Raw genomic sequence first — 13,367 nt, 5'->3', positions numbered from 1 at the left:
ACCATTTAGATTCGCCAGGCAAAAACCGGGAGTTTCTCTATGCTCATGACTTCACTTGGCCGCGGCGACATTTTCACCAACGAAGAAGTCGAAAGTCGTTTTGCGAAGGATACTTGGCAACGCAAGGTATTTTCCGAACTCGATTCCGCACTCCGGTCCGATGTCAGACCCTTTCCCTGCGTCTACGGTGTCGCCGGCCACAAGGCCGGTCAGATCCGCTACGGTTTTGCCGAGACGCTGACGGCTGAAGCCATTGCGGCAGCCCTCGATGCCTACCTTCCCCATTCGCGGGACTTCGGCGCCAACACGTCTCTGGCCCTGTTCGAAGCGCCCTCGGACATTTCTAACATGAAAGACTATTTCGAACGATTCTGGTCATTGCTCAAGGGCGTGGCCGAAATCGACAAGGCGCCATGGCCTTCGGCGATCCCCGAGGCGACCGACGCCCCGATGTGGGAATTCTGCTACGGCGGCGAACCCATCTTCGTGGTCTGCACCACACCGGCACACGTGCTCCGGCAGAGCAGGCGCTCGTCGACATTCATGCTGACCTTCCAGCCGCGCTGGGTTTTCGACCGGATCCTCGGCACGGAGAAGGCTGCATCGAAAAGCTTCTCGGCAGTGCGTACGCGCCTTGCCGACTACGACTTCGTCACGCCCTCGCCTGTCCTCGGCAAATATGGCGACGACGGCATTCGCGAGGCCGAGCAATATTTCCTCGACGATACCAATACCCCTCTCACCTGCCCGTTCCACAAGCTCAAGGATTGATCCGATGACCGCACACATGTCTCACAAGACGACCGAAGACATCCGCTTCTCGGCCCTGCCCGCCACGCCCCTGAAGGATGCGGCAGGCATCATCTCGCAGCTTCTGCCCAGACAGGGTTGCGTGGAGGTCCAGCACGACCAGCCCGGCAAGGAACACGCATGGCATACCCATCCGACCGATGAGACGCTGGTCATACTGGAGGGATCGGTCCGCTTCTATTTCGAGGGCGGGGAGCGCGTCTGCACCTCGGGCGAGATCATTCACCTTCCCGCCTTCAAACGCCATGGCTCGATCGCTCTCGATGAGGGCTGCGTCTATCTGATCGCCATGGAGCCGCGCGCAATCGAGGGGGCAAGAGATGTCGACGCTTGAAAAATCGCTGGGTCCGGTTTCCGGAACGGCGATGATGCTCAACACGGTGCTCGGCGTGGGTATTCTCACCCTTCCCGGACTTGCGGCCGCCGCCGCGGGACCATCGGCGATGTGGACCTGGCTCGTCTGCGCGGCTGCGAATATTCCGCTGCTGGCGGTCTTCGCTATCCTCGCGAGCCGCTTTCCGGAGGCTGGCGGGGTGGCACACATCGCCGGCTGCGCTTTCGGCCGAACGGCTTCGCTCGTCACCTCGTTCCTGTTTCTCGGCGCGGTATTCCTCGGGCTGCCCTCGATCGCGCTGACGGGCGGCAACTACTTCGAGGCGGCAACGGGAACACCCGCGGGCCTGACCGCTGCGGTTCTCGTGGTGCTGGCAAGTGCGGCCAATCTCACCGTGCCCCGGCTTGCAGCCCGGATCGGTTCCCTGGCCGCCGGAGCCGTGATGATCTTCCTCTTTGTGCTGGTGGCGCTTTCCTTTGTCACCGTCACGCAAGGGGACCCGGTCACCCGGACGCTCGGCACGGCCTGGATGGCGGCGGAATTCAGCCCGGCGCTGGTCTTTGCCCCCTTCATGCTGGTCTTCTTCGCCTTTACCGGCTGGGAAGTGGCTCTCTCGACCACCGGGGAATTTGCCAACCCCGCGCGCAACGTACCCATCGCGGTCGCAGTCTCCTTCGTCATTGCGGTCGGGTTCTACATGCTCTGCGCGACGACGGTGATCGCGGCCGGCCCGTCGGCCTTCACCGCCGCCCCCTTCGTCGAGATCCTCACGCCGGCGCTCGGCGAAAGCGCAGGTCTGGCAATTGCGATTGGCGTTCTCCTGCTGATAGCCGCCAATCTCTTCGCGGCCTTCTGGGCGGTGTCGCGCATGGTCATGTCGGTGGCCCGCGAGGGTGCGCTGCCGACAGCCCTGGCCAACACGCGCAACGGCGTTCCGGCCGCGGCCATCATCGTCAATTGCCTGGTGTTCCTGGCCGTTCTGGTCGCCGACAAGATCGGCTTCGTCGACATCGGGTCGCTGATTGCGAGCGCGGGGCAGAACTTCTTCCTCATCTACGGGATGTCCGCGCTGGCGCTCGTCAAGCTTGGCCGCACGATGATCGAGAAGGCATTCGGACTTCTCTCGCTGCTGATCGTCGCCGGTCTGGCGCTCTATGCCGGAGACGGGCTGATCTACCCGCTCCTGCTCATCGGGGCCGCCCTTCTGGTCAGGCACACGACGCAGGCCCCTCTGGTCGATGCGGCTCCGGCGGAGTAGGATGAGACGACAACCGGGGTCCTCCCGGGCCCTCCTCCCCGGTTTTCTGCCCGACCGGCGGCCTGGCTGACCAGCCGCCATCCGGACATGGATCGGGGAGGAGGAGTATCTCCACGAAAAAGGGGCGCATCGCTGCGCCCCTTTTTCTTATTCACCTCAGTCGAACTTCTTCGGCTTCTTCTTCCAGTCGGGCTTGCCGCCGGGCTTACCGCCCGGCTTGCCCGCGAACTTGCCGTCTGGCTTGCCGCCGAATTTCTTGCCGGATTTGCCGCCGGGTCCGCCATCCGGCTTGCCCTTGAAACCGCCACCGTCGCGGTCCTTGTTGAAGGGCTTCTTCTTCCACTCCGGCTTCTTGCCGGAATTGTCACGGTTGTCGCGCCCTTCATGGCCGCCACGCTTGGCCGGGGCCGAAAGCTCCGGCGTGCCGTCGATCCTGTTGACCCTGAGGCTGCCCTCGATCGTCATCTGGGGACCGAGCGCGGCCATGAAACCGTCTGCGGAGCTCGCATGGATCTCGACAAAGGTCTCCGTCGGCTGCATGCGGATCGCGCCGATATCGCGCTTGGAGATGTTGCCGTGGCGGCAGAGCATCGGGATCAGCCAGCGCGGCTCGGCATTCTGCTTGCGGCCGACCGACAGCGAGAACCACACGCTCTCCTCGAAGTCCTCGCGCGCCCGAGGCGGCTTGCTCTCGAAAGTGCTTTCGCGGGGTTCGCGCGGTTCACGCGGTCCCTTCTGCGGCGTGAGCGGAACGTCCTGGATGTCCTCCGGGGCGAAACGGGTGGCGCGGAACTGCCGGATATAGGCTGCTGCGATCTGCTCGGCACCGTGCTTTTCGAGAAGGGCCGCGACCATGCCGGTCTCGTTCTCTTCCACCGATGCGCTCAGTTGGGCATCCTCGAGCAGCCTCTCGTCGTCGCGCTGGAGGATCGATTCGGCGGATGGCGGATTGGCCCATTCGGCCTTGATGCCGGCATCCCTGAGAAGCCGTTCGGCCTTGCGCCGCGCGCCCATCGGCACGATCAGCGCGGAGACCCCTTTCCGGCCGGCACGGCCGGTGCGGCCGCTGCGGTGCTTGAGCGTTTCGGCGTTTGTCGGAAGATCCGCATGGACCACGAGTTCGAGGCTCGGCAGGTCGATGCCGCGGGCTGCGACGTCGGTGGCGATGCAGACGCGCGCGCGTCCGTCGCGCATGGCCTGCAGCGCATGGCTGCGCTCGTTCTGGGTCAGTTCGCCCGACAGCGAAACCGCCGGAAAACCACGATTGGAAAAACGCGCCGTCAGATGCGCGACCGCCGCACGCGTGGAGCAGAACACGATCGCGGTTTCCGCATCGTAGTAGCGCAGCGTGTTGAGAATGGCATTCTCGCGGTCGGGATTGGCGCAGATCAATGCGCGGTATTCGATGTCGCTGTGCTGCTTTTCCTCAGACGCCGTGGTGATGCGCAGCGCATTGCGCTGATAGTTCTTGGCAAGCCCTGCAATGCCCTTCGGCACCGTGGCGGAGAACATCAGCGTGCGGCGCTCGTCGGGCGAGGCTTCGAGGATGAATTCGAGATCCTCGCGGAAACCCAGATCGAGCATCTCGTCGGCTTCGTCGAGAACGACGGCGCGCAGATTGGTCAGGTCGAGATTGTCGCGGCTGATGTGATCGCGCAGACGGCCGGGCGTGCCGACCACGATGTGGCTGCCGCGCTCGAGCGCGCGCCGCTCGTTGCGCACGTCCATGCCGCCGACACAGGTCGCAATGACTGCGCCCGCTTCGCCGTAGAGCCATTCGAGTTCGCGGGCCACCTGCATGGCGAGTTCGCGCGTCGGCGCGATTGCCAGCGCCAGCGGCGCCTCGGGGCGGCCGAAGCGGTCTTCGCCGCCGAGGATATCGGCTGCGATCGCCAGCCCGAAGGCCACCGTCTTGCCGGAACCTGTCCGGGCCGAAACCAGCGCGTCGCGACCGGCGAGTTCGTCGGCGATCACCGCTTCTTGTACGGGTGTCAGGGTTTCGTAGCCGCGTTTGTCGAGCGCGCTTGCGAGCGGCGTTGCCACGCCTTGAGGAAGTGTCATCGATTGTCTTTCGGAATTGGCCGGCTCAGCGCGTTGTCGCGCGGCGGCGTCGTATCGTGCGCCGCTTCTAGTCCCGAAAGCGCGGAATGTACAGCGCCGAGGCCAATCCGGCCGGTGACATGGTGTATCGCAGGCCAGACCGGCGTGATCGCACGCGCCTTGAGGCCGCGCCGGAAAACCGGCGCGGCCGCAGCAAAACCCTCAGGGCTTCATCCGTTCGGCACAGCGCGCGCCCCAGCCCGGCACCGGTCCATCCTCGGGCACCAGCGACGAAAGCCAGAAGAATGGCGAGCTGCACAGGATGTCAGCGGCGGAAAAACGCTCTCCCATCAGAAAGGGTCGGTCCTTGAGCGCGTCCGTCAGCGTGTTCATCATCGTGCCGAAATCGCGCAAACCGCTCGTCATGTAGGGGTGCTCGATACCTGCCATGTGCATGATGATCACCGGTTCCATCACCCCCTGATAGTAGTACAGCCAGGACAGATAGGCACCACGCCCCGGCTCACCCGGCAAGGGCCCGAGCTCGGCATCGGGATATTTGTCTGTGAGATAGGTGATGATCGCGCCGCGCTCCCGCAACGCCTCGTCGCCGTCGACGAGGTATGGCACCTTCTTCTCGGGATGCGGATTGACCGGATCCGGCCTGCCTGTCCCGTCTGTACGGCGGATTTCGACCTCCCGGATCTCGATATCGGCCTTGAGCAGACGCACGAGCGCGGCAACCGCATCGGAACGGGAATTCGGGGAGTGATAGAGTATGGCCATGGGCGCTTCCTTTCGGTTTTGATGCGCCGGGGTATAGACTCCACTGATGCCAAAGAATGGCAGGAGAAATGCACGCTCTTTGCTAAACGCTAAATTCGTTCATCCTTATTTTTTTTGAGCCAATCTATGAAAGAAGGCAACCATCCGATATCGCCCCCGATCAGCATTGCGAGCTTGATCAAGGTAGGCGCGTTTATTAGGAAAAAAGCCTCTGCATTCTGTAAAAAGAGAGTCGAAACCTGATAGCCATTCACGACACCAGTCCATGCCGCATTTCCCACTACGCCGGTAGCGGCGACCCCTGCCGTCCACAAGACCGGCTTGGCGAAACGCCCAAGCATATTTGATATTGTCAGCAGCGCCACTTGATTGGAACGCGCTGGATTTGGACCCTTTTCAAACTCCTCAATAATTTCGACTACCGCACGCGCATCTTTTCTTTCAAGAAGAAGACCGTCGCTCTCAACGGTCTCGGCGATTTCAGTCAACGCTTCCCGCTTAGCATCGGTGTCTGTCGGGGAATCGTAATCTGGAACATGACTGGCTAGCTCCCGACCGCGCAAAGTATCCATGATTATAGTTCGATGGAGCTCCGATACTGATCGAATCGCTTCTTCAACTTCCTGAGAGCCTTGCTGGTAATCTCCGCTCTCGATTCGTTTGGCAATTTCAGCTTGAGAATTTGTGAGGCGGACACCGTATGCATAGGTCAAATCAATGGACAAATCCTCTGCAGTATCACCAAGCGCGCGCCGATAGCTCGAAGCTAATTTCGCAATATTCGAATGCGAATTAGAACCTACGCTTAGATCTATTAGATCTTCTACCGCTTCTATTAAAACGGACCGTATTGAAGAAAACCGTTGAATCTCTTCACTCGAGGGATTGCCGCTTCTTGATAGCTTTAGCTTACCATTTTTGGAAATTTCAAAATTCGGCCCAGGCAAGTCAACGGATATAATTTCCTCAAGTCGGCTAACCTCCTGTTTCAGCTTCTCATTCTCGACATGATCGCTATCAATATATTTACTTAGATCTTGAGAAATATCACCAATTGACTCAATAAATAAATCCGCTTCAGACAAATACTGATGCTCAACCTTATCAATTGCGACGCCAATCTTAGCCATTTGCCTGTCATATACTTCCCTAGAAACGGGAGGATCTACTGCCCGAATCTGACGAGTTATTGAGGCACGAGCTTTTTGGTAAACCCGAGATCTATTCTCAGCACTATTAACAACAAGAGCATCAACTGCCTTTTTTTATTACAGTAAAGAAATCTACCATTACTGCCTCCAGACAAAACCGCATCGGCGGTGGAAATTTAGCACCATCAGCAATATCGTGAGCCCGCCGGGACGTCGGCACGAATGAAGGTATTCACTTATGGATACCCAAAACTGGCGCACCTAAAAATAAGAGACGTCAACCTTCAAAATTTCACCTTTACCTAAATTGCAATTGGAAGCATTATCAACTCTCCCCTACCCCTCGCAAAACTCCAGATATTGCAGGAACCGCTCCTCGGCCCGGTTGAGCCCTCGCGTGTTCCTCCGGGTTTCGAAGGCCCTCAGCGCAATCTCCGCGCGGGCCTCGTCAGCCGCGATTTCGAGCACGTCCGGATGGACATAGCTGGTACGGCATACCGCAGGCGTATTGTGGAGTTTTTCGGCCGCTGCCTCGCAGATCGCTTTCACGCGCACCGGTTCCTCGCGCCTGAGTGCGCTCAGCGCTTCGGCAAAACCTGCCACACTTCCGGCCCAGGTGCGGAATGTCTTGGCGGTGACGCCCACGCCGCCGATCTCGGCGAGGTAGGCGTTCAGCCGCTGCGACGAGAGCCGCCTCAGGCTGCCATCCTCGTCATGCCAGGAGAACAGGTCGCGGCCCGGCAGGTCGGAGATCTCCTCCAGAATGTCGTGAAGGGCCGTGCTTTCGAGTTCGTAATCCTGCACCTCGCCCCCCTTCGCCTTGAAGCGCAGGTTCACCGTGTCGCCACCTTCCGTCCGCACATGCCGCTTCAACAGGCTGGTGACGCCGAACGTCTTGTTCTCCTTCGCATAGACGCGGTTTCCGACCCGCAGATGAACGCGGTCGACCAGCATCACCATGGCTGCGAGTATGGCTTCCTCGTTCGGCAGCCCCTTCTTGAGATCGGACCGCATCTTGCGCCTGATGCGCGGGAGCGCCTCGCCGAACTGCCGCAACTGCCCGAATTTCAGCCTGCTGCGCTGCTCGGCCCAGGCTTCGTGGTAGCGGTACTGCTTGCGCCCCCTGTCATCGAGCCCGGTCGCCTGAAGGTGGCCGATGCGATCACCGCATATCCAGACGTCGCGATAGGCGGGAGGCACCGCGAGCGCGTTGATGCGTTCCCGCTCCGCCTTGTCGCGCAGTATCTTTCCGTCTGGAAGATGATAGGAGAATCCGCGCCCCCTGCGCCGCCGGCTGATCCCCGGTTCGCAGTCGCTCGAATAGCGCAGGTCGATGTCGTCAGGCATCCAGGCAGGCCTCAATCACACGTCGTGATAGAACAGGCCGGAAGCGCGTTGGTTCCACTGCGGGAGTTGAGGAACGAGCATATGAAAAACGGGGCAAGCCGAAACCGGCCATTCGCTCAAGTCGATCGACGAGATCCTGAAACACTATTTCGGCAAGCACCCCGAGTTGGCACGCTCGGCGATCGCCAAGCTGGAAAGCTGACATGGGGGAGCCGATTGATTACTGCTGCCCCTGCAGCAGCTCGAAGGCCAGCCAGTGCTGCGCACGATAGAGCACCAGGCTGGCATAGAAGAACACCAGAACGCCGAGCGCATTTGCTAGGATACGCGTCATCCGATCGCGAAGCCGGCCGGCAACCCACATGCCGGCCGCAACGCCTGCGATCACAGTGATAATCATCCACCCGAAATAGATCAGCGCCGCAACCAGCCGGGCGGGTCCATCAATGAAGATTTCAAACATGCAGCCCTCCCCGCCCGATGAAACGACGACCGCCCCGGTCTGTCAATCATCGGCTGCGCCCCATATGGGGCGTGAGGCGCGTTTCCGCCGCCTCACGTTTCACGACCTGCGCGGAACCGGCATTACCTATGCCCGCAGCTTCGGCGTGGAGATCGCCCGCATCGCCGAGATCTCCGGCCATTCGGAAGCCGAATGCGACACCATAATCCGCCGCTTCTATCTTGCCGGCCAGGACGTGCAGGACGCGATCCGAAAGGGAACAATAGGCGAGTGAAGTGTAAAAAACGGGGCTGCCTGTAAAAAGCGCCCCGTCACGAACCTGCTAAGTGATTGGAAAATGGTGGGTGAGCACGGGCTCGAACCGTGGACCCGCTGATTAAGAGTCAGCTAGTAGAAGTCTAAAAAGGCCCATATTTTCAAGCACTTAGCCAAAATCCGGTTTACCGCTTTTTGGCTTTTTGCGTTATTAGAAATCAATCGGTTACACTAGAAACGCAAACTGAAAAAGTTAGGCCGAAAACGGGTCTAATCTTCGTGGCCGCGCCATGCCTCTTGAGCGAACAAAATCAATTCGAGCGCCACGTCTATCTGCAGAGCGAACATAGTGCCGACAAAGCCTCCTTGCCCGCCAAGAAGAAAGTTTATCGCCGCTATTAATGGTGCCGCCAAAAGCAGGCCGACAATCAGCGCGACCAGCCATAGCGGTCCCAATATGACAACTAGCAACGAGCGGCGTAAAGTCTGGCTTTTCGCTTTAGTGTTTTCCATCCCATCACTCTCCCTTGTCGTGTGCATCAAGTTTGCCGGTGCTGCACACGGGTTGCGTGGCGCGCCGTATCCACGCCGGCAAGATCATCCGCACGTTCGCGCACCCGTGCAGCTTGACCTGGTCGGCGATCGACTTCGGTTCGCATCTCCGCGTTACGATTCCCATCTCGCGCACCTGCGCGGCCCAATCTGACGGAGCAGTCCTTAAATCGACGTAGAGGTTTTCGCCGGTCATCACAAATACGCCTTATCGGTCTGCGGGTCGTCGATATAGCCGCGTCGGCCGTTCCGCTTCTCGTATTCAATGTAGAGACAGAATGGCTCCTTTGGCAAAACGCAGTCAGCATATTCCGCCCCACAATCATCGCCCCACATCGGCTCTGGCATAGGCATGGCGCAAATCTCAATCGGCACGCCGTACCACTTCATTTGGCCTCCGCACAAGTCAAGGTGTCGCATTGAATATGGATCTTGTCGCAATGCGTAGAACGTACTGCGGTCTATTTTTATTTTCGCGCTCTTGTAGTCGATCTTTGACAGAGACATGAAAAGAGTCTCGAGCCTAAGCCTGATCGCGTAAGGGTAAAGGTTGTTCACATCCATCACTTCTTCTCCCAAAATTTCGGCAGCTCTCCGGCCATGATCATTCGGACCACTCCAATATCATGAGCGCGCGGTCGCGTAGAATGTAGTCGCCCTTTGTCATTGCCGATACGGCCGCGACCTTCTCGCCTCGATACACCTTCCAAAACTCAGGGTCGTGGCTTTTTAGGTCGCGCGTGTTGTCGATGATGTCGGCAAGCTTGATGTTCTGCGCCCCCCGCGGTGCGCCAGCAAGCCGCTCGCATTCGAACGCCTTGCGCTCGGCCCGGTTTCCGAATGACTTGGGTGCCTGATTGGTTACCCACCAGACTAGGCGCGCAACAGGCCCGCCGAAGTCCTTACAGAGCGCGTCCATGGATACGCCGCAATCTTCCATGACATCGTGAAGATAGCCGGCCGCAATCGCCTCGATCTGTGCGTTAATCTGCGTCAGCCTTTCAGCGACGCGCTCGACGTGGTTGAAATAGGGCTCGCCAGTGTATTTACGAACCTGCCCTTCATGCATCGTTCTGGCGAAGTCGGCGGCTCGCATAACGAGTCCGTCAGTCTCCTTCAGGGCGCCAAGCGCAATCATCTTCGTCTCTCCTAAAAAAAGTGGCCGCGCCCTGGAGGTGACGCGGCCTTGTTTTGGGACTTCAGTAATTTGGATGCGCGCGTCGCGCTGCGATCTACATGACTGCCTCCTACGCCAGAACGGCTTGTTCAATAGATCCGTTCAATTCATTGCCAGAACACCATAGCGTTAACTTAACAAATTTGTCAAGCCCCGCAAATCTCCAAAACGGCGCGCCGGACTTTCGCCAGCATCTCGTCAACCGTCGCGGCGCAAATCGTGTAATCAGCCTCTACGAGTGCCTGCACGCTGTCGCTTTCGACGCCGGCTGGCCCATAGAAGTAGGGACGCTCGAGCCGAATGACGACGCCGCCAGCACGCTTGAACCAGTCGGACTCGTAGACCAGCGACTCAACGACGATCGGCTTGCCTCGATCGTTGCGACGAGCTCTCGAGATCTCCATGCCGAGCGTCCACTCGACACCCATATCGACGCCCATGAACTTGCCGAACTTCTCGAGGAAATACCGCGGCGCAACCCCGCCCGGTAATTCGGGGCACGGCTTATCCTTCAAGTCGCCGTAGACCATGGCGTTTGCTTTGTCGATGTCTCCTGTCATATACCAGAAAAGCTGATTGGCAGCCGACTTACCGCCGTCAAAAGCGTGCACAACCTTGAAGCCCCACTCGCGATTAAGCATCCTGGCGGCGGTTGACTTGCCGACGTTGCGCTTGCCGGTGATGCCGATCAGCGGTGCCTTGCGGTTGTCGTTGGCGGCGGTAAGCGGTGTTGGGTGTGGTTGCCATTGTTCAATGTGCTTTATTGCGGGCTTCATTTGGCTTCTCCAATTCTGCCTCAAGTGCCTTAAGGATTTTACCTGCGGCCGCGCCGATTTCGTTCCATCGGTAATATCGACTGCCGGATTCGTACCGTTTGTCAGCAACATCGATTGCCGCCGCGACCGTCCTGTCTCCGAATTCCATCAAACCCTCTCCTCTTCCCGCACGGGCGCCTTGCGGCGCGGTTCGTCGATCGTCGGCGTTACCGGCTGGTTTGGCACAAGCAACGCGCGCAGCATGCCGATACGGTCCTCGACAAGCGGCCTGAAGCGCTTCGCCTGAAACGGGACGTCTTCATAGCCCCAATCCGGGCAGATACCTTGGTCAATGCCCTTCAAGCGAACGCCGATATATTCGCCGAGCATGTAGTGGTAAAACGGGCCGATCCATCGCACGACATAAATCTCGCCCTTCTTCACGCGCAGCGGCTGCGATAGCGGCGGCTGGCTGTCGTCGATGCAGACGACTTCCTGATTGACTTGGAAGTGGGTCATGACGCCATAACCTCCAACCCCGCCGCGGACGGGCGATACATGCGCCCGCCTAGCGGCCAGCACGGCTCGAATAGTCCGGGCTCGTGAACCGATTCCGGAATAACGAGCGAATGCTCGTTGCCGGCAAGCGTCAGGCAGCGTTCCGTGCCGTGACCGAAGCCCCACCAGCCTTCATGGTGCTCGTGGTCTACGATCCATTCCAGCGCCTGCTTCATTGTCTTGGCTTTGGTTTGGGTCACGCCACACCCCCAAATTCACGAAACGCGATAAGGAACTCTCGCTCGGCTTCTTCCGGCGTCCAGAACCGAAGCGTCACGCCAAGCGGCTCGTAGTGCCCGCCGTGCCAGTCCATCGGGGTCATGTTTTGGGCGATCTCATCGGCAATGATGCGGTTGTCCGCGTCCTTGACCGACGTGTAATGGCCGATGCCGTATTTGGCATTGATGACGGCAAGCACGCGGTCTTCGAGTTCGCGATACTGCGGCAGGCTGTGCTTGACGGGCCGCGGGATATCGACAAGGTAAGCTTCCGCCGCGTCGTGCATGAGTGCTGCGAGCGCCGGCCCGTTGCCTCCCCGCGCCGCGAGATAGCGCGCCATCAGGACGGAATGCTCCGCCACACTGTTATGCGCCCCAAACCCTTCGCAAAAATATGTCTTGGAACTGGTTTCTATGCCGGCAACCCACTGCACTCCCTCATCGCGTGCAGAGACAATCTCTAGAGGGTTGCCGTCGCTCTGCATCTGTTTATCGAACTCACCCGACACCAGTCCGTCGGTAAACTTACCAAGAAGTCGCAAGGGCCTTATACTGCCGAGCATGGCTGCTATCTGCCTAAACCCTCCCTGAGTTTGCAGCGTTATTACACCAGACCCCTTGGCGCCTGTCTGTGTGTACCTGTAATTGCTGTATTCGTACTCTTTCAATAATTCTTCGATCTTTGAAAGAACTACTCCGGGCTTCTGCGCCACACCTAGCTGCGTCCCTCTGCGATTGACAATAGAGAGATGCCCCTCCCCATCGTACACCCCAGCCAACCAACCGGATTCTTTGCTGGTCCTTTCCTCCCATGGGGAAAAGAATTTATGAATATATCTCTTCCTCCCCAACTTGATGTCTTCTGATATGCGCCCAGCGGTGACCCATTTTTGATTACCAGATGACTTTGTTGCAACAAGCCACGGGTGCTCAAAGGATGAGCAAACTTCAGAACCGTCGCTCATAACCAGTCGGATAACGCGTCTCTTCACCGGCATCGCTGTCTTTACGACGGCGTGCTTCATTCTGCGTCTATTTTTGCCAAAGGCTCCTATTCGGACTGGCTCCTCGTCAAAAGCAAGCAGGCCGTCACCTTCCCGCAAATCTCCGGCCGGAACCCACCTCAAGTCTTCAGTTAGGATTCTCTGTTCTGGTGTTGGGCAATAAAATTTCTGACAGTGCCCGGCGTATCGGCACTGCATTGCCAGGCTGTGCGCGATGTCCTCGATGCAGACTTCTTCGGGGCGCAGATCCATCGGCCACGCTTTCAGGCCGGTGTATGTCTGAATGAAGTCGCCCTTGCGGATGTAGTCGTCGAGATCGCCGAAAGTTTCGGTGGCGAGGGCGGCGTCGCATTCCGGCCCGTCATAGGCAAGCGCCGCAGACTGTTGTTCTGCGGTAAGGCCAGCCAAAAACCCGGAGGGCGGCAAGCCGTGCGCGCCCATGCCGGCGATTAGGGCGGGTTCATCGCACTCGGTGACGCGAATCCAGTTGCCGCCGTTGAGGTGCGGGCAGGATTGGAATAAAATGACAAGCTTGTCGCCTTCATCGTCAGTGATTTCGCCGCCAATATCGTCTGCATTTGACAGCTCGTACTTTTTGCTGGGTGTTATATACCCCCGCGCGGGCTTCGGCACGCTTTCCGCGATAACGTATTCCATTG

At 58.9% G+C, this 13,367-nt stretch carries 17 protein-coding genes; 4 read left to right on the top strand and 13 right to left on the bottom strand.

What is annotated here, in order from left to right; translation table 11 throughout:
• The first annotated feature begins 39 nt into the window (after positions 1–39).
• From E2A64_RS10495 to E2A64_RS10485, 3 genes are read left to right on the top strand one after another with little or no spacing between them, the layout of a single operon-like run.
• Positions 40–771, top strand: a complete 732-nt coding sequence (locus tag E2A64_RS10495; RefSeq protein WP_244598247.1) for a YqcI/YcgG family protein — start codon at positions 40–42, stop codon at positions 769–771.
• A 4-nt stretch (positions 772–775) separates the two neighbouring features.
• On the top strand, positions 776–1,144 hold the full coding sequence (locus E2A64_RS10490; protein WP_244598246.1) for a cupin domain-containing protein: 369 nt from the start codon (positions 776–778) through the stop codon (positions 1,142–1,144).
• Entirely contained in the window at positions 1,131–2,402 is a 1,272-nt protein-coding gene (locus tag E2A64_RS10485) for an APC family permease (protein ID WP_133284452.1), read from the top strand. The genes E2A64_RS10490 and E2A64_RS10485 overlap by 14 nt, the downstream gene beginning before the upstream one ends.
• Before the next feature lie 156 nt (positions 2,403–2,558).
• Here E2A64_RS10485 and E2A64_RS10480 read toward each other — a convergent pair whose 3' ends face one another.
• From E2A64_RS10480 to E2A64_RS10460, 5 genes are all read right to left on the bottom strand, one after another.
• Positions 2,559–4,463, bottom strand: coding sequence for a DEAD/DEAH box helicase (locus E2A64_RS10480; protein WP_133284451.1), 1,905 nt, complete (start codon positions 4,461–4,463; stop codon positions 2,559–2,561).
• A 201-nt stretch (positions 4,464–4,664) separates the two neighbouring features.
• Positions 4,665–5,228, bottom strand: coding sequence for a glutathione S-transferase family protein (locus E2A64_RS10475; RefSeq protein WP_133284450.1), 564 nt, complete (start codon positions 5,226–5,228; stop codon positions 4,665–4,667).
• An 89-nt stretch (positions 5,229–5,317) separates the two neighbouring features.
• Positions 5,318–6,358 (bottom strand): hypothetical protein, encoded by a 1,041-nt coding sequence (locus E2A64_RS10470; RefSeq protein ID WP_133284449.1) that lies wholly within the window; start codon positions 6,356–6,358, stop codon positions 5,318–5,320.
• A gap of 357 nt (positions 6,359–6,715) precedes the next feature.
• A complete protein-coding gene (locus E2A64_RS10465) occupies positions 6,716–7,726 on the bottom strand; it encodes a DNA topoisomerase IB (protein WP_133284448.1) in 1,011 nt (336 codons plus the stop codon).
• Between the two features lie 220 nt (positions 7,727–7,946).
• Positions 7,947–8,189 (bottom strand): hypothetical protein, encoded by a 243-nt coding sequence (locus E2A64_RS10460; protein ID WP_133284447.1) that lies wholly within the window; start codon positions 8,187–8,189, stop codon positions 7,947–7,949.
• Here E2A64_RS10460 and E2A64_RS10455 point away from each other — a divergent pair.
• A complete protein-coding gene (locus E2A64_RS10455) occupies positions 8,188–8,463 on the top strand; it encodes a site-specific integrase (protein ID WP_194086915.1) in 276 nt (91 codons plus the stop codon). The genes E2A64_RS10460 and E2A64_RS10455 overlap by 2 nt on opposite strands.
• A gap of 251 nt (positions 8,464–8,714) precedes the next feature.
• Here the strand turns inward: E2A64_RS10455 and E2A64_RS10450 are convergent, their stop codons facing one another.
• The 8 genes from E2A64_RS10450 to E2A64_RS10420 form a co-directional block, all read right to left on the bottom strand.
• On the bottom strand, positions 8,715–8,957 hold the full coding sequence (locus E2A64_RS10450; protein WP_133284446.1) for a hypothetical protein: 243 nt from the start codon (positions 8,955–8,957) through the stop codon (positions 8,715–8,717).
• A 234-nt stretch (positions 8,958–9,191) separates the two neighbouring features.
• Positions 9,192–9,560 carry a hypothetical protein gene (locus E2A64_RS10445; protein ID WP_133284445.1) on the bottom strand — a complete coding sequence of 123 codons (369 nt, stop codon included), beginning with the start codon at positions 9,558–9,560 and terminating at the stop codon, positions 9,192–9,194.
• A gap of 40 nt (positions 9,561–9,600) precedes the next feature.
• On the bottom strand, positions 9,601–10,134 hold the full coding sequence (locus E2A64_RS10440; RefSeq protein ID WP_133284444.1) for an HD domain-containing protein: 534 nt from the start codon (positions 10,132–10,134) through the stop codon (positions 9,601–9,603).
• 185 nt (positions 10,135–10,319) lie between these two features.
• A complete protein-coding gene (locus E2A64_RS10435) occupies positions 10,320–10,949 on the bottom strand; it encodes a hypothetical protein (RefSeq protein ID WP_133284443.1) in 630 nt (209 codons plus the stop codon).
• On the bottom strand, positions 10,924–11,097 hold the full coding sequence (locus tag E2A64_RS17830; protein WP_158285737.1) for a hypothetical protein: 174 nt from the start codon (positions 11,095–11,097) through the stop codon (positions 10,924–10,926). The genes E2A64_RS10435 and E2A64_RS17830 overlap by 26 nt, the downstream gene beginning before the upstream one ends.
• Positions 11,097–11,447: a hypothetical protein gene (locus tag E2A64_RS10430; protein WP_133284442.1), complete on the bottom strand. Its 351-nt coding sequence runs from the start codon at positions 11,445–11,447 to the stop codon at positions 11,097–11,099. The genes E2A64_RS17830 and E2A64_RS10430 overlap by 1 nt, the downstream gene beginning before the upstream one ends.
• A complete protein-coding gene (locus E2A64_RS10425) occupies positions 11,444–11,686 on the bottom strand; it encodes a hypothetical protein (protein ID WP_133284441.1) in 243 nt (80 codons plus the stop codon). Before E2A64_RS10425 ends, E2A64_RS10430 begins: the two co-directional genes overlap by 4 nt.
• Positions 11,683–13,365, bottom strand: coding sequence for a hypothetical protein (locus tag E2A64_RS10420; RefSeq protein WP_133284440.1), 1,683 nt, complete (start codon positions 13,363–13,365; stop codon positions 11,683–11,685). Before E2A64_RS10420 ends, E2A64_RS10425 begins: the two co-directional genes overlap by 4 nt.
• Positions 13,366–13,367 lie beyond the last annotated feature (2 nt).

The organism is Pseudohoeflea suaedae (assembly GCF_004354915.1).
GTDB lineage: Bacteria > Pseudomonadota > Alphaproteobacteria > Rhizobiales > Rhizobiaceae > Pseudohoeflea > Pseudohoeflea suaedae.
Note: the sequence above shows the minus strand (reverse complement) of the source record. Positions and strands in the feature narration are given on the sequence as shown.